Origin of the sequence: Sphingobium herbicidovorans, from assembly GCF_002080435.1 — a bacterium.
Lineage (GTDB): Bacteria > Pseudomonadota > Alphaproteobacteria > Sphingomonadales > Sphingomonadaceae > Sphingobium > Sphingobium herbicidovorans.
The window spans coordinates 1,178,543-1,193,510 of the sequence record NZ_CP020538.1; the positions used below are offsets into that span (position 1 = coordinate 1,178,543).

15 protein-coding genes are annotated in these 14,968 nt (G+C 64.4%); 4 read left to right on the plus strand and 11 right to left on the minus strand.

The window, feature by feature from the left end; translation table 11 throughout:
- Positions 1 to 10: 10 nt before the first annotated feature.
- Both B6S01_RS05685 and B6S01_RS05690 read right to left on the minus strand, forming a co-directional pair.
- Positions 11 to 1,162 (minus strand): EmrA/EmrK family multidrug efflux transporter periplasmic adaptor subunit, encoded by a 1,152-nt coding sequence (locus tag B6S01_RS05685; protein ID WP_037464948.1) that lies wholly within the window; start codon positions 1,160 to 1,162, stop codon positions 11 to 13.
- Positions 1,155 to 2,666: an efflux transporter outer membrane subunit gene (locus B6S01_RS05690; RefSeq protein ID WP_037464947.1), complete on the minus strand. Its 1,512-nt coding sequence runs from the start codon at positions 2,664 to 2,666 to the stop codon at positions 1,155 to 1,157. The genes B6S01_RS05685 and B6S01_RS05690 overlap by 8 nt, the downstream gene beginning before the upstream one ends.
- 87 nt (positions 2,667 to 2,753) lie before the next feature.
- Here B6S01_RS05690 and B6S01_RS05695 point away from each other — a divergent pair, with 87 nt between their 5' ends.
- On the plus strand, positions 2,754 to 3,425 hold the full coding sequence (locus B6S01_RS05695) for a TetR/AcrR family transcriptional regulator (RefSeq protein ID WP_081570300.1): 672 nt from the start codon (positions 2,754 to 2,756) through the stop codon (positions 3,423 to 3,425).
- 52 nt (positions 3,426 to 3,477) lie between these two features.
- Positions 3,478 to 4,101 carry a response regulator gene (locus tag B6S01_RS05700; protein WP_037465240.1) on the plus strand — a complete coding sequence of 208 codons (624 nt, stop codon included), beginning with the start codon at positions 3,478 to 3,480 and terminating at the stop codon, positions 4,099 to 4,101.
- Between the two features lie 2 nt (positions 4,102 to 4,103).
- On the opposite strand, the gene B6S01_RS05705 is transcribed toward B6S01_RS05700, so the two are convergent.
- The 5 genes from B6S01_RS05705 to argH are packed head-to-tail and all read right to left on the minus strand — an operon-like array spanning position 4,104 to position 8,727.
- Positions 4,104 to 5,057, minus strand: coding sequence for a zinc transporter ZntB (locus tag B6S01_RS05705; protein WP_037464944.1), 954 nt, complete (start codon positions 5,055 to 5,057; stop codon positions 4,104 to 4,106).
- Positions 5,054 to 5,812: a precorrin-2 dehydrogenase/sirohydrochlorin ferrochelatase family protein gene (locus B6S01_RS05710; RefSeq protein ID WP_037464942.1), complete on the minus strand. Its 759-nt coding sequence runs from the start codon at positions 5,810 to 5,812 to the stop codon at positions 5,054 to 5,056. The genes B6S01_RS05705 and B6S01_RS05710 overlap by 4 nt, the downstream gene beginning before the upstream one ends.
- Positions 5,812 to 7,077, minus strand: coding sequence for a diaminopimelate decarboxylase (gene lysA / locus B6S01_RS05715; RefSeq protein ID WP_037464940.1), 1,266 nt, complete (start codon positions 7,075 to 7,077; stop codon positions 5,812 to 5,814). The genes B6S01_RS05710 and lysA overlap by 1 nt, the downstream gene beginning before the upstream one ends.
- A 22-nt stretch (positions 7,078 to 7,099) precedes the next feature.
- Positions 7,100 to 7,363 (minus strand): hypothetical protein, encoded by a 264-nt coding sequence (locus B6S01_RS05720; RefSeq protein ID WP_037464937.1) that lies wholly within the window; start codon positions 7,361 to 7,363, stop codon positions 7,100 to 7,102.
- Positions 7,360 to 8,727: an argininosuccinate lyase gene (gene argH / locus B6S01_RS05725; protein ID WP_037464936.1), complete on the minus strand. Its 1,368-nt coding sequence runs from the start codon at positions 8,725 to 8,727 to the stop codon at positions 7,360 to 7,362. The genes B6S01_RS05720 and argH overlap by 4 nt, the downstream gene beginning before the upstream one ends.
- 43 nt (positions 8,728 to 8,770) lie before the next feature.
- On the opposite strand from argH, the gene B6S01_RS05730 reads away from it, so the two are divergent.
- Complete coding sequence (locus B6S01_RS05730) at positions 8,771 to 9,370, plus strand: TlpA family protein disulfide reductase (RefSeq protein ID WP_037464933.1); 600 nt, start codon at positions 8,771 to 8,773, stop codon at positions 9,368 to 9,370.
- Positions 9,371 to 9,582: 212 nt separating this feature from the next.
- A complete protein-coding gene (locus B6S01_RS05735; protein ID WP_037464929.1) occupies positions 9,583 to 12,204 on the plus strand; it encodes a TonB-dependent receptor plug domain-containing protein in 2,622 nt (873 codons plus the stop codon).
- A 74-nt stretch (positions 12,205 to 12,278) separates the two neighbouring features.
- Here B6S01_RS05735 and B6S01_RS05740 read toward each other — a convergent pair whose 3' ends face one another.
- The 4 genes from B6S01_RS05740 to B6S01_RS05755 all read right to left on the minus strand — a co-directional run bounded on the left by B6S01_RS05740 (position 12,279) and on the right by B6S01_RS05755 (position 14,915).
- Complete coding sequence (locus tag B6S01_RS05740; protein WP_081570302.1) at positions 12,279 to 12,452, minus strand: Trm112 family protein; 174 nt, start codon at positions 12,450 to 12,452, stop codon at positions 12,279 to 12,281.
- Positions 12,449 to 13,060, minus strand: coding sequence for an LON peptidase substrate-binding domain-containing protein (locus B6S01_RS05745; protein WP_037465238.1), 612 nt, complete (start codon positions 13,058 to 13,060; stop codon positions 12,449 to 12,451). The genes B6S01_RS05740 and B6S01_RS05745 overlap by 4 nt, the downstream gene beginning before the upstream one ends.
- Before the next feature lie 10 nt (positions 13,061 to 13,070).
- On the minus strand, positions 13,071 to 13,982 hold the full coding sequence (locus B6S01_RS05750; RefSeq protein ID WP_037464927.1) for a tetratricopeptide repeat protein: 912 nt from the start codon (positions 13,980 to 13,982) through the stop codon (positions 13,071 to 13,073).
- A gap of 90 nt (positions 13,983 to 14,072) precedes the next feature.
- Positions 14,073 to 14,915: a MipA/OmpV family protein gene (locus tag B6S01_RS05755; RefSeq protein ID WP_037464925.1), complete on the minus strand. Its 843-nt coding sequence runs from the start codon at positions 14,913 to 14,915 to the stop codon at positions 14,073 to 14,075.
- Positions 14,916 to 14,968 lie beyond the last annotated feature (53 nt).

Genomic DNA, 14,968 nt, shown 5'->3' on the forward strand with positions numbered 1-14,968 from the left:
GCAAGAGGCTTCAGTCAGCCGCGAGGTCGATTTCGACCTCGGTCGACAGGCCAACGCGCAGCGGATGCGCCGCCAGTTCCCTGGGATCGAGCGCGATGCGCACCGGCAGGCGCTGGACGACCTTGATCCAGTTGCCCGTCGCATTCTGCGCCGGGATTATCGCCATGGACGATCCGGTGCCGCCCGAAAATCCGACGACCTTGCCGTGATAGACTACATCGCCGCCATAAATGTCGGCCACGACCGTCGCGGGCATGCCGATGCGCACGCGGCGCAGCTGCCCTTCCTTGAAGTTCGCATCGACATAGACCTGGCTCAACGGGACGATGCTCATGATCGGGCTACCCTGCGCGACGCGCTGACCAACCTGCACCTGACGGCGCGTCACCACCCCATCGATCGGCGCCCGGATGACGGTTCGCTCAAGATCGAGCCGGGCATTTTCCAACTTCGCCTTGGCCGTCAGCACGGCAGGGTCGGTTTCCTCCGTCGAACCGCGCACCAGCGCATTATTGGCGGCAAGCTGCCCTTCGGCCGCGCCGCGCGTCGCCTGCGCCATCGCCACGCCGGCCCTCGCCTGCTCCAGCCCTGCCCGTGCGGCGGCGAACGCCTTGCGCGCGCTGGTCACTTCATCGCCCGAAACCGCCCCTTCGGGCGCCAGCGCCTCGCGCCGCTGCAGGTCGATGCGGGCCTTGTCGAAATCGGCCTGGGCCGCCGCCAGCAGGGCGTTGGCCTGGCCGATATCCGCGGCTCTGGCCTGTACCTGCGCGGCAAGCGACGTACTGGTGGCGGCGGTCTGACGGAAACGACGGCGTGCCTCGGCAAGGTCGGCTTCCGCCTGCGCCAGGGCGATGCGCGCATTGGTCGGGTCCAGCCGCACCAATATGTCGCCGCGCTTCACCGCCTGCGTGTCCGTCACCCGCACTTCGATTGCCTGCGCCGAAATGAGCGGCGTGACCTGAGCGATCTCTGCATTCACATAGGCATTGTCGGTCCCGACATGATTACGGCCGACGAGGATATACCAAAGGGCAAAAACCGCCCCGATGATGAACACGGCAAGGCCAAGGCGAACCAGCCATTTCTTGCGCTGTGCCATCATCCGTTCCTTCCGGTCCGCGCCGCTGGCGTCGGCGGTGAATTCGGGGACTGCGTCAGCCATTGGGAAAGTCCTTGGGCGAAGCGCCGCTGGCGGCAAAGCCGCCGCCAAGCGCGCGAATGAGGGCGATGTCCAGCGTGAAAGCGCTGGCTTCCAGCTCCGCGACGGACTGGCGTGCCGCGAGCAACTGGTCCTCGACGTTCAGGACGTCGAGATAGGTGAACAGGCCGCCCCGATACCGTTTCTGTGCGATTGAATAGGCTTCTTCCGACGCGGCCAGCGCAGCACGCGCTTCTGTCAGCCGCTGATCGAGAATGCGGCGGCCAGTGACGGCGTCGGCGACTTCCTGATACGCGCCGAGCACGGTCTTGTCATAATTGGCGACCGCCTCGTCAAACACCGCCCGCGCCCCGCGATAACGACCGCTAAGCTCCCCGCCATGAAAGATCGGCAAGCTGATCGCTGGGCCGACCGTGCCGAACAGCGAATCCTTGCTGAACAGCGTATCGAGGAAGGAGCGCGCGCCGGTAGCGGAAGGATCCGTGAAGGAGCTGTCATAGCCAAGCGATTGGACGCCGATTAGCGCGCTCAGGCGGACGGCCGGAAAGAAATCGGCGCGCGCGGCCTTGATCCGCTTGGCCGCGGCTTCGGTCCGGGCCAGCGCAGCGGCAATGTCGGGGCGGCGCGCCACCAGGTTGGTGGTGACGTCGGCAGGCAAGCCCAGCGGCGCGGGAGCGCCAAGGCGCGGCTGCGCGATGGCCAGCCCGCGATCAGGCCCGGCCCCGATCAGCGCCGCGATCTGATGGCGTCGGATAGCGATGGATTGATCGATACCGGCAAGCGCCGCGCGGGCGGAAGCGACCGTGGCGTCGGCCTGCCGTACGCTGCCGCGCGTTTCCAGGCCATTGCGCTGACGCTGCGCCACCAGCTTCTGGCTCGCGCTGCGGATGTCGAGCGCCCGCTCCTGAATGGCCCGCTGGTCGAACAGGCGCGCCAGATCGGCATAGGCATCCGCAACCCCGGTGGTGAGCACCAGCCGCGCCCGCTGCGCGTCGATACGCGCTGCTTCGGCTTCGGATGTGGCGGCGGCCAGGGCCGCGCGATTCCTGCCCCACAGATCAAGGTCGAAATTCAGGTCGAGCGTGGCCTGGCCGGTGCCCAGCCATCCCTTCGGCACGAAATCCTTGGGAAAGCCCATATTATAGCTTTGCCTGGTCGCAACCGCCGATGCGTTGGCGTCAATCGAGGGCAGGAGCGGAGCGCCAGCCTGCTGCGCGGCGGCCGACGCCTGGCGGAAACGGGCAGCCGCCGCAGCCATATCGGGCGAGCCGGCCAGCCCTTCCTCCATCAGGCGGTCGAGTTGCGCATCGCCATAGATTTTCCACCAACCCTCGTCAGGCCAAAGGCCGTCGCTTTGCCCCAAGGTCTGGGACGCGGCGATGCTTTGGGCGGTGCGAGGTTCCGGCGCCGACCCAAGGTCAGGTATCGACGCACAAGCGGCCATGGCCAACATCCCGGCGGCCGATGCGCCAATGCGCAGGAAATGAACGAAGCGACTCAAGGGCATAAAACCGTACCATATGGTATGAAAACCGCCTCTGCGCCTGCTGCAACGCCTTGTCAACATAAATATCGTACTATATGGTACGGTTTTATGACAGACCAGATCGACATGCCCCGGTTGTCGCGGCGCGAATTGAGAAGACGGGATCGCCGCGACGCGATCATCGCCGTGGCGCGCCGGTCATTCCTGGCATCGGGCTATGCTGCGACGACAATGTCCTCGATCGCCGCGGAACTGGGCGGGTCAAAGGGGACGTTGTGGAGCTATTTCCCCAGCAAGGAGGAACTGTTCGCCGCAGTGTTGCGCGATGCGACGGAAACCTACCATGCTGACCTGCTCCAGCTTCTTGATTCGCGCGGCGAGCTTGAGCCGACGCTGGTTCGCTTCGGCCATGATCTGATCCGCAGGCTCACGTCGGTCGAAGCCATCAGGCTGCACCGGCTGATTGCGGGGGAAGCAAACCGCTTCCCGGAAATAGGCGCGATCTTCTTTGAACTTGCGCCCTTGAATACACGCAAGCTGCTCGCGCGCTTTCTGGAAGGCAGCATGGAACGAGGCCAGCTGCGGCGCGCCGATCCGCAATTGGCGGCTCGCATGCTCATCGTCCTGACCCTGTCCGGCTGTCATCAACAGATGATCTGGGGGAGTACCAACCCGCCCAAGCCTGAACAGATCGACGCAGACGTCGCATTCGCCGTGGATTGCTTCCTGCGCGCCTATGCACCCGAAGCGGGAAAGCCTGCGCCGTCAAGTTCGCATTAACCATTTATTTGCGGGACTATCCTAGATCAAGGTGTGCCAGGAGATGCGCGCCATGCAGTTTTTCAACGCCAATGCCCTTCAACGCAAAGATGGCGACGACAGGATCGAGAGCGCCCGACCGGCGCGACGCCGCCGCCTGCTGCTGATCGACGAGAATGAAACCGCGCGCGCGGTCATCGCCCGCCGTCTTTCACACCTGCATTATGATGTCGCGCTGGCGGAGAACGGTTTTGTGGCGCTCAACCGCCTTCTTTCCCGGCCGGTCGATATCATCCTTATCGACATGGGCCTGACGATCCTGCCAGGCATCGCCACGATGAAAAAGATCCGCGCGGCGGGGCTTGCAGACCAGGCCAGCTTCGTGATGATCACCGGCAGGCAGGACAGCATCAGCGCAATCGAAGCGCTGGAGGCCGGCACCGACGATCATGTCGCAAAGCCATTGGACTTCGATGTGCTGGACGCGCGGCTGCGCTATCTTTGCCAGCGGGCAGACGAAATTGGCGCGCTGACCCGGCACAATGCCGAACTGGACGCCCGCATTGCCCGACGCGCGGTCGAACTGGGCGAAACGCGCGACGCGCTTGAGTTATTGCAGGCGGACAGGGCGCGGCTGGTTTCATCGATCCAGGCCCTGAATGATGAGATTGTCCGATTGAGCGCCGCCCGCGGCTGAAGTCAGCGCAGCCAGTGCGTTGCGGCGAACCACCCGGCTATCCCCGCCGCCATGACGCCACAGACGCCCACCACCCCCCAGAATGCCCAGGCTTCATGGGCAAATGGAATACCATCGACATTCATGCCAAGCAGGCCGGTCAGGAAGGTCAGCGGCAGGAATACCAGCGCCACGACGGAAATTATCAGCGCCTGCCGGTTCATCTGTTCGGCGCGCAGGTCGGTCAATTCTTCATGCGCCAGCGCCGACCGTTCGCGCACCGCCTCCAGTTCCTCGGCCATGCGTGCGCAGCGGTCCGCCGCCTCCTGAAGGTGCAGGCGGTCATCGGGCTGAAGCCATGGCGCTTCGGCTGCCGACAGCCGTTCGAGCGCCTGCCGCTGGGGCGAGATGAAGCGGCGGTAACTGATCGCCGTCGCGCGGATTTTAGATGCTTCCCGCCGTACCTCCGCCGCGCCGCTGTCGCTGAGCGAGCTTTCAATTTCGTCCAGCGTGTCGCCAAGCTCCGCCACTTCCGGGTCGAGCGCTTCGGTGATCTCCTGCGCGAAAGCGGCGATCAGGTCGCCTGGATCCTGAATCGTCCCCGCCAGCATCCGTTGCATCACCGGCTCGATCGCCGCGAGCGGCCGATAGCTCACTGAAATGACGCGCGCATGCTCCGCCCATAAGCGAATGGAGACCAGCGGATCGCCGACCGCATCGTCCTGCGCCCCCAGTCCCCGCAGGTTTATAAGCGCGCCATGCGCCATCAATGTGCAGCGCGGGCGCGTTTCTTGCGCCAGCAGCGCGGACAGCGCGGCCTCCGGCATACGGTCGCAGCGCGATACGACGGCCTGCGCGTCTTCCCGCCAGCCGTCGGCGTGGATCCAGCTGAACGCCGCGTGATCGGTCTCCGCGCAAAAGGCGTCGAGTGAAATCTCCCGCGCCTGGCCGTGATCGCTGACGATAACGCGGCTCATTCCGGCATTTCCAGCCAAAGCGAAAGCCCCTCGCCCGGATCGACAGGCGGCGCGTCCGCAGGCAAGCGCACCGCATCGGCGCGCGCTCGGTCGAGGATGACCGAGGGCACATCGGCGGCGTGATAAACGCGGTCAGCTTCCCCCAGCAGGCGCGCGGCGCGCAACGTCAGATCATCGGGGTCGCCCGACAACAAGGGGATGTGGACAAGGCGGGACGCAGCTGCATCGCCCTGCCCCGTCAACCACAATGGCACAGCATCGGCGGCGTCATCGCGAAAGGGGTCCATCGGTCCGCCCGACGCCAATCCCGCGTCGATCGCCCGGCGGCGCGCGCCTGCATCGGGCCAGCGGGCTCTGATGGCGGCGCGCGCATCGTGCAGCGCGCTGGCCAATGCGCCCAGCTTCTGCGGCAGCAGCGCCTCGATCCGCTGGCGTAGCGCTTTGGCCAGGCCTGCCGACGCTCCACCGGTGCCGATGGCGATCAGCACCGGGTCGCGGTCTATGATCGCGGGCAAGGTGAAATCGCAAAGGTTGGGGCGATCCGTGGCGTTCACCAGCACGCCGCGCGCCTTCAGCCGGGCCACCGTCGCCTCATCGCCGTCGGCGACGATCGCGAGCGCCGCGTCGCCATCCTCGCCGACAATGCAGGCCCCTGCCCGCTCCAGCAGCCGGCGCTTGGCCTCCGCCGCCTCTCCGGCTCCCGTCAGGATAACCGGCCTGCCCTTCAATATCAGGAAGACGGGCAGGCCCTGCATCAGTCGCGGACCCAATCGGGAATGCTATCCCCCTCGATCAACGCCTCGATAGGCGGCCGCGCGCGGACCACCGCCCATTTGTCGCCGGAAACCAGCACCTCGGGGGTCAGCGGGCGACTGTTATAGGTGCCCGCCATGGTCGCGCCGTAAGCGCCCGCAGTCATGAAGGCGACCAGGTCGCCCGCCTGCACCACATCCATGTCGCGGTGCATCGCGAAGGTGTCGCCCGTCTCGCAGACCGGACCAACCACATTGGCGGTCTCCCGCCTGCCAACCGGAACGACCGCGCGAATGTCGTGCCAGGCATCATAAAGGCTGGGCCGCATCAGGTCGTTCATCGCGGCATCGACAATGACGAACGGGGCCTGCGCACCCTGCTTCACCCGCACCACGCGCGACAGCAGCGCGCCCGCATTGCCGACGATGACCCGCCCCGGTTCGAACATCAGGCGGACGTTCCAACCCTTCGTGATCCGCGTCACCATCTCGCCATAGACGGCGGGCAGCGGCGGGATCGGCAGCGAAGGATCATAAGGCACGCCCAGACCGCCGCCCAGATCGGCGGTGCGGATGCTGTGGCCCGCCGCGCGCAACTGCTCGATCAGCGCGCCAACCTTGGTGAAGGCGGCTTCCAGCGGCGTGAGGTCAGTCAACTGGCTGCCGATGTGAACCGCGACGCCCTGCACATCCAGCCCCGGCAGGTCGCGCGCCACGGCATAGCTTTCCAGCGCCCGATCATAGGGAATGCCGAACTTGTTTTCCGACTTCCCCGTCGAAATCTTCGCATGCGTGCCTGCATCGACATCGGGATTGATGCGATAGGCGACCGGAGCGGTCTTGCCCATGGACATAGCCACTTCGGACAGCATGTCCGCCTCCGGCTCGCTCTCCAGATTGAACTGGAAAATGCCGTGTTCCAGCGCCAGGCGCATTTCCTCGGCCGTCTTGCCGACCCCGGAAAAGACGATGCGGCTTGCCGGAATGCCCGCCGCGATGGCGCGCAAGAGCTCGCCACCCGACACCACATCTGCGCCGAGGCCGAGTTTCGCCAGCGTCGCCAGCACGGCGCCATTGGGGTTGGCCTTGACCGCAAAGGCGATCAGGGGATCGTCCAGCTGCGCCAGAGCATCGCGAAACACGTTGACGTGGCGGGTCAGCGTCGCGGTCGAATAGATGTAGACAGGCGTGCCGACCGCCTGCGCGATCTCCGCCATCGGCACCTGCTCCACATGCATGACGCCGTTTACATAGTCGAAATGGTCCAAGGGTTGTTTGTCCTAGCGGGTCTTATTGGGGCTGGCGTTCGGGTGGCAGGTCGAACGGATCATCCCGGCGCTCCTGCGACTGGGTGAGCAGTTCGACATTACGCTCCGGCCGCGCCTGGATGGAGGGAGTCATCAACTGCTGCGCGGTCGGCGCGGCGGCCGCGCCTACGGGCACCGCTGGCATTTTCTGGCCCTCGACCGGCTTCAACGGCTGTCGGCCGCCGCAGGATGCCAGGGCGAGCGCGATTGCGCCCAGCGCCAGTCCCCGGCCAAGCGTGATCCTCATGCCTTTTCCTCCCGCGCCTGCGCGATCCGCGCCCGCACCTGATCGGGCGCCGTGCCGCCATGGCTCTTGCGGCTGGCGACCGAAGCGTCGACCGTCAGCACCGCATAGATGCGCTCATCGATGCGCGGATCAATGGCCTTGAGCGTCTCGATCGGCAGGTCCGCGAGCGGCGTGCCAGCGCTCTCCGCCGCTGCGACCGCCCGCCCGGTGATATGGTGCGCCTCGCGGAACGGCACATCGGCTTCGCGCACCAGCCAGTCGGCCAGGTCAGTCGCCGTCGCAAATCCGCTTTCCGCCAGCGCACGCATGCGATCGGTGCGGAACGTCACCGTCTCGATCATCCCGGTCATCGCCGCGATGGACAGGCCGATCAGGTCATGCGCCTCGAACACCGGCGGCTTGTCGTCCTGCATGTCCTTGGAATAGGCGAGCGGCAGGCCCTTCATCGTGACGCACAGCGCCGTCATGCAGCCCATGATACGCCCGGCATGGCCGCGCACCAGTTCGGCGGCATCGGGATTGCGCTTCTGCGGCATGATCGAGCTGCCGGTCGAATAGGCGTCGGGCAGTTTGACGAAGCCGAAGGGCTGGCTTGCCCAGATGATGAACTCCTCCGCCAGCCGTGACAGATGCAAAGCCAGCTGCGTCGCGGCCATCAGATAGTCGAGCGCGAAGTCGCGGTCGGAAACGCTATCCAGGCTATTGTCGGTCGGCTTGGCAAAGCCCAGCGCCGCCGCCGTCGCGTGCCGGTCGATGGGGAAACCCGTGCCGGCCAGCGCCGCCGCGCCCAGCGGGCATTCGTTCAGCCGGTCGCGCGCGTCCGCAAAACGGCTGCGGTCGCGACGGATCATCTCACGATAGGCCATCAGGTGATGGCCAAGCGTCACCGGCTGCGCGGATTGAAGGTGGGTGAAGCCGGGCATGACCGCATCGGCATGTTCCTCCGCCCGCGCAAGCAGCGCCTGCTGCAACAGGTCGAGCCCCGCCTGCACCTCATCTATCGCATCGCGCACCCAAAGGCGGAAATCGGTCGCCACCTGGTCGTTGCGCGAACGCGCCGTATGCAGCCGTCCCGCCGTCGGACCGATCAATTCGGCCAGCCGCGACTCCGTGACCATGTGGATGTCTTCCAGGTCCAGGTTCACCGGCACGCCATTGGCTTCATATTCCGCCGCGATCCGGTTCAGCCCCTCGGTGATCGCCTGCGCGTCCTCGCCCTCGACGATGCCCTGTTTCGCCAGCATCGCGACATGCGCCTTCGACCCGGCGATGTCCTGCTTCCACAATCGCTTGTCGAATGGGATAGAGGCATTTATCTCGCGCATGACCGAAGCCGGGCCCGCTGCAAAGCGCCCGCCCCACATGCTGTTGGAGCCGTCCCCCGTGCGATCTTCCTTGCCCTGCGTAATGACACTGCTCCTGCTGGCTGGCCTCGGCGCGTGCGATAGGCAATCACCGGCCCCGGGGCAAGGTCAAGCAAATAGCAGCGAGGAGGCTCCGGCCGTCAGTGGCGAGGCACGGGGTCCGGCGGAAAGCGGCAAGGAAGGGGCGTTCAGCTACACCATCGACCGGTCGAAGGCCGGGACGCCCGCCCCCGACTTCACCTTTACCGGCCCCGACGGCGCGGATGCGACGCTCAAGGACTTTGCGGGCAAGCCGATGCTGGTCAATCTCTGGGCGACCTGGTGCGCGCCCTGCGTGGCGGAAATGCCGACATTGGATGCTGTGGCGAAGGCCTATGGGCCAAAGCGGCTTGCGGTTCTCACCATCTCGCAGGACAGCCAGGGCGAAAGCGTGGTGAAGGCGTTTTTCCAGAAGCATGAACTGCCCAATCTCCAGGGCTGGATCGACCCGGAAAACCAGTTCGGCTTTCATTACGCCACCGGCATGCTGCCAACGACCGTCCTCTATGATGCGCAGGGCAAGGAAATCGCCCGCGTGGTCGGCGCTCTGGACTGGCACAGCAAGGAAGGCCGCGACCTGATCGACGCCGCACTGGCGTCGTAACGCGCCTGTCCGCTGCCAAGCAAGTGGTTGCGGCCTTGAAATAAGGCTGGCTACACGAACCACATCGCCAAATCCGCCATCGCGGCCGATTGCAAACTGAGCATGGCGATTGCACGTTTCTCACGCACGCTATTGTGCACTGCAATAGCGGCTTAACGCGGCCTCTTCGTCTCTCCCACTGCACGAATAAACGTAAAAGCAGGGGGCAAGAGATGAAACGACTATCCGCTCTTAGACTATCTCTCATTCTCGCATCGTCCTGGTCCGCGGCCGCGATTGCGCAGGAAGCAGCCCAGGAACCGCAAGCCGATGACGGAGGGGCGATCATCGTCACGGGCACGCGCGCCGTCGGCATGCAAGCCGCCGAAAGCGCAGCGCCCATTCAGCTATTGAGCGAGGAGGCGATCAGCCATGTCGGCCAGCCGAACCTCAATCAGGTCCTGACGCAGATCGTCCCCAGCTTCACCGCCCAGACGCAGGGCACCGATCTGTCGAGCTTCTCGCTGTCCGCGCGCCTGCGCGGGCTGTCGCCCAACCACACGCTGGTGCTGGTCAACGGCAAGCGCCGCCACGGCAATGGCATCCTCCAGGTCATATCCGGCCCGTTCCAGGGTTCGGCGGCGCCCAGCATCGACCTCATCCCGCCAGACTCAGTGGCACGCGTCGAAGTGCTCCAGGAGGGCGCGGCGGCCGTCTACGGCACCGATGCGATCGCGGGCGTCATCAACTTCATCCTCAAGGACCAGGACGAAGGCGGCACCTTCAAGATCACCGGCGGCCAGCATTATGACAGCGAAGGCGAGCTTTTCTCCGTTTCCGGCAACATGGGCTTCAAGCTGGGCGAAGACGGCTTTTTCAACCTGACCCTGTTCCATCGTCGCCAGGACTATACCACTGTCGGCACCGGTCAGGTCCAGATCACCCAGCCCGACGGCACGCTCCAACCCAACACGCCTGCGCAATGGTCGAACCTTGCGGGCGACGCCCTGTCCGGCATCAATGGTGGCCAGCCGCGCACGAAGCTGACGCTTGGCTTCTACAATATGGGCTACGACTTTGGCGGCGTCGAACTCTACAGCTTCGGCGACTATGCCCGTCGGGAAGGCTGGGCCAATCAGGGTTATCGCCATCCCAAGCGCATCTGCTACGAAACCGGCAATCTGGGCGGTGGCATTACGCCGACGCCTTATGATCCGAGCATCTGCTACAGCGACACAGGCGTCTGGGGCATGGTCCCGCTACAGCATGTGGTCGAGGACGAATATAGCTTCACCATCGGCGCAAGGGGCGAATTTGGCGGCGGCTGGAATTATGACATCAGCGGCACTTACGGCGCGCAGAAGGACAGCATCTACACCGAAAGGTCAGCGCATCGCGAGCTCTGGCAGGAAAGCTACGCCGCTGGCGGCCCCGCCACCGCCATCACCCCCAGCAGCGCCTATGACGGCGGCTTCAAGCTGGCTCAGACAACCCTCACCACCGACATCCGCAAGGAATTCGAAGTGGGAATGGCCAGCCCGCTGACCCTGGCGTTCGGTGGCGAATATCGGAAGGACGAATATGAGATTCTTGAGGGCGACCCGGTTTCCACCTACAAGACCGGCGTCCAGTCCTTCCCCGGCTACAAGGCGACCGACGCTGGCGATTTCCAGCGTAGCTCCAAGGCCGTATACGCCAACCTGATCACCGAGCCGGTCGATGGCTGGAGCGTCGATCTTGCCGGTCGTTATGAAGATTATACCGACTTTGGCGACACGGCGATCTGGAAGGTCACGACCCGCTACGACCTTTCCGACGCGATCGCGGTCAGAGGCACCGTCAGCACCGGATTCCGCGCGCCGACCCTTGCAGAACAGAAATATTCGACCATCAACGTCGGTCCGACCAGCGCCGTCGCCCAGTTGCCCGCCGGTACGCCTGCCGCCGCCCTGCTTGGCTTTGAAAATCTGAAGCCTGAAAAGTCTAAGAATTTCTCTGCCGGTATCGTCCTGCGGCCAGTGCCGAAGCTGGCTATCACGGTCGATGGCTATCTCATCAAGATCAAGGACCGCATCACCGGGACTGCGGCGCGCAACGCGGTGCTTAACGGCGTGATCCAGCCGGGCGCCGCCGATATCCTCAACGCCCTCAGCGCGGCGGGCATCGTCCTCGACAGCGCCCTCCTGACCAGCGGCACGATCGGCGTGTCCAGCTTCACCAACGGCATCGACACCCGTACCTGGGGCATCGATTTCTCCGCCAGCTATCCGGTGACGCTCGACTTCGGTACGCTCAACCTCTCGCTGACCGCCAACTACAACAAGACGAAGATCACCGACAACAAGGTCGGCTACCCGATCTTCAACGCGGCATCGGAAAGCAATATCGAGCGGTCGAACCCGGACTACAAGATCGTGGCGAACGCCCTGTTCAAGAGCGGCAAATTCACGCTGAACCTGCGTGAAACCTTTTACGGCAAGACCAGCGTACTGGTTCGTCCGGCCTTCACGTCAAGAGACGGAAATGGCGCCATCATCATACCTGACGGCGGCTTCCTGATCGCCGATGGCGCAGGTGGCGCGGACCAGCTCTACTTCAACGGCGTGGTCAAGGCGACTGCGATCACCGACCTGGAACTGGGCTACGACTTCACCGATTTCGTCAAATTCTCGGTCGGTGCAAACAATCTGTTCAGCAAGCGGCCTGAAGTGCCCAAGACAATCGACGGCGTAACCGTCCCGGTCGGCGTGTCGCCTTATCAGAATGGCACGGGCGCCTATAACAGCTATTACGGACACGGCCCCTACGGCACGTCGGGCGGTTACTATTACGCTCGACTGGACTTCAAATTCTAGAAAGCTCTCGCAGGTCGCGAAGGAAGGCCGGTTCCGGAAACGGAGCCGGCTTTTCCCGTCCTACCCCAACAGCGTCAGAGCGCCCGCGCCTCGCGAACCACCAGCACGGGAACGCCATCGCGCACCGGATAGGCAAGCCCCGCCGCATCCGATATCAATTCACGCCGCTGCGCATCCCACCGCAACGGCGTCCGCGTCACCGGGCAAACCAGTTTCTCGAGCAGATAGGGATCCAGCGTGGCGCTCATTGCATGGTGGTCCCGCCGTCACGCTCGATCCGGCCTATGATCTGCATCAGCTGAATGATCCTTTCGGAACGCTCGCCCAGCGTATCAGCCTCCAGCAACGTCTGCTTGGCCGCAGGGTCGAACGGCGCGATCTGGGCGATGCCGTTGACCAGCGACATGTCGTCCAGCCGGGACACCGCCGTCCAATCGACCACATAGCCCAGCGCCTCGGCAAAGCGCCGGGATTCCTGTTCCAGCGCGGCGCGTTCGACGGCGTGCAGCACCTCATCCTCGGGGGCCTGCTCCACATCGGCCTCGATCTGACGAAACGCAGTGGCGACGTCCAGTTCGCGGATCACGCGAAAGCGCGCCAGCCCTTTCAGGATGATGTTGAAGCGGCCATCGTCCAGCGCCTCGATCTGGCTGATATGCCCCAGGCAACCGACATCGAACAGCGCAGGCTTCGGCCCATCCCCACGCGGCTGGATCATGCCGATGCGACGATCCCGCGCCATCGCGTCGTGGATGAGCGCCCGGTAACGCGGCTCGAATATGTGGAGCGGCAAATCCATGCCGGGCAGCAGCAATGCGCCCGAGAGCGGGAAGATGGAGACGCGGGCGGCGTTCACCTTCGCGCCGTCAGGCAAAGAGGATCTGCGACAATTTCCGGCGCTGCGCCGCCACCCACGGGTCTTCCAGGCCGGTCGCTTCAAACAGCTTCACCAGTTGTGCCCGCGCCGCGCCATCGTTCCACTCGCGGTCCCGGCGGACGATTTCCAGCAGCTCTTCGGCCGCACGGTCGCGGTCGCCATTGGCCATCAGCCCGCCTGCGAGTTCAAACCGCGCCTCATGATCGTCAGGATTGGCGGCGACCTTCGCCTCGATCCCCGACAGGTCTGAAACCGGCCTTGCATCGCGGGCGAGCGCAATCGCGGCCCGCGCGCGATCCACAGCCTGATCCTTCGCCACATCGGCAGGCAGCTCGGCCAGCACGGCCTCCGCCTCGTCCAGCCGGGCCAGAGCAACCAGGGCGCGGGCATGGCCGGACGCGACCTCCGCATTGTCGGGCGCCATCGCGCCGACCTGCTCGAACACCGACAGCGCCCGTTCATTATCACCAGCGGTCAGCAGTTCCTCGCCCATCTCGATCAGGGGCGCGATTTCCTGAAGCTGCGCCTTCTCATCCGATTCGATGGGCAACTGGGCGAGCAACTGGTCAAGGAACTGCTTGAGCTGACCTTCGGTTCGCGCCTGGCTGAGGTCGGCGACCGGCTGCCCCTGGAACACGGCATAGACGGTCGGGATCGACTGGACGCGAAACTGTGCGGCGATGAACTTATTTTCATCGACGTTGATCTTCACCAGCTTGACGCCCTTGGGCTCATATTCGGCGCAGACCTTTTCGATGACGGGGGTCAGCTGCTTGCAGGGGCCGCACCATTCGGCCCAGAAATCGACGATGATCAGGCTGGTGCGCGACGGATCAACCACATCGCGGCGGAAAGCCTCCACCGCCGCCTTGTCGCCGTCACTCAGTCCAAGGGTCGCCACTGTCCTAGTCTCCTGCCTTCATGCGGTTGGGTGCCGCCTCCATACAGCGCCTTATGTGGGGCGTCACCCTGTCCGCACAAGATCAGCAGGTCAGAAGGTATAGCCGACGCCGACCGCGCCCAGCCACTGGTTCTTCGACCCGGCAATGCTGACCACCGGTGAGTCCGCATAGTCGCCCAGCATGCGCGAATAGCCGCCCAGCGCGAACAGCGCCCACCCCTTGCGCAGGTCGCCCGACAACGACATGCCGCCGGTCAGGTTCACGCCAATCCGCCTGAAACCAGCCTTGTCGCCCGCCTCCGCATATGCGGGAAGCCCGGACGCCAGCGCACCTGCGCCATCCACGTCGAAATAATAGCGGCCATATTTCTTGCCGACATAATCGGCCGAAACCCCCAGGCCGACGAAGGTTCGGGTCGACAGAGGTGCGAAATATTCGATCGCCGGGGTGACGACATAGCTATCGTGCGCGCCCGCCACATCCTTGGTCACCGCGACGCGAGCGGACAGATTATCATAGTCGCTGGTCAGAACGCCGGTCTTGCCGATCCCGACAAAGCCGCCCACCTCCACCGCGACGTCCCGCTTGCCGAGCGCGCGGACGGCATCGTCCTTGATGTTCTTGCGGCTGGAACGGTCGAAGCGCACGCCGACAACCGGGCCCAGCTGAAAATCAATCCCGTCACCCCTGTTGGGGATGGCGTCGACATAAAGATTTGGCCCGCGCGTCCAGAAGGCGAAGTCGCTGACCTTGCCACGCAGCTGAGGAACAGGAATGACGCGATAATCGTCCGACCCCTCGTAGCTGGGGATCACGGCCGCACCCAGGCCGACCGTCAGGACATTGCTATCCTCAACCTGAGCCAAAGCAGGATGAGCGCCGCCCATTGCAACGAAAGCAAGGCCCGCGACGAAAATTTGGCGATGGTTCATAGATCCCCTGTTCCACGAAAATGGTCAGCAGGCTGAATGTTTCGCTGCCATTA

Coding starts and splice junctions, on each gene's coding strand:
- B6S01_RS05685 (WP_037464948.1), bottom strand. CDS start 1,162: ATGGCTGACGCAGTCCCCGAATTCACCGCCGACGCCAGCGGCGCGGAC.
- B6S01_RS05690 (WP_037464947.1), bottom strand. CDS start 2,666: ATGCCCTTGAGTCGCTTCGTTCATTTCCTGCGCATTGGCGCATCGGCC.
- B6S01_RS05695 (WP_081570300.1), top strand. CDS start 2,754: ATGACAGACCAGATCGACATGCCCCGGTTGTCGCGGCGCGAATTGAGA.
- B6S01_RS05700 (WP_037465240.1), top strand. CDS start 3,478: ATGCAGTTTTTCAACGCCAATGCCCTTCAACGCAAAGATGGCGACGAC.
- B6S01_RS05705 (WP_037464944.1), bottom strand. CDS start 5,057: ATGAGCCGCGTTATCGTCAGCGATCACGGCCAGGCGCGGGAGATTTCA.
- B6S01_RS05710 (WP_037464942.1), bottom strand. CDS start 5,812: ATGCAGGGCCTGCCCGTCTTCCTGATATTGAAGGGCAGGCCGGTTATC.
- B6S01_RS05720 (WP_037464937.1), bottom strand. CDS start 7,363: ATGAGGATCACGCTTGGCCGGGGACTGGCGCTGGGCGCAATCGCGCTC.
- argH (WP_037464936.1), bottom strand. CDS start 8,727: ATGTGGGGCGGGCGCTTTGCAGCGGGCCCGGCTTCGGTCATGCGCGAG.
- B6S01_RS05730 (WP_037464933.1), top strand. CDS start 8,771: ATGACACTGCTCCTGCTGGCTGGCCTCGGCGCGTGCGATAGGCAATCA.
- B6S01_RS05735 (WP_037464929.1), top strand. CDS start 9,583: ATGAAACGACTATCCGCTCTTAGACTATCTCTCATTCTCGCATCGTCC.
- B6S01_RS05740 (WP_081570302.1), bottom strand. CDS start 12,452: ATGAGCGCCACGCTGGATCCCTATCTGCTCGAGAAACTGGTTTGCCCG.
- B6S01_RS05755 (WP_037464925.1), bottom strand. CDS start 14,915: ATGAACCATCGCCAAATTTTCGTCGCGGGCCTTGCTTTCGTTGCAATG.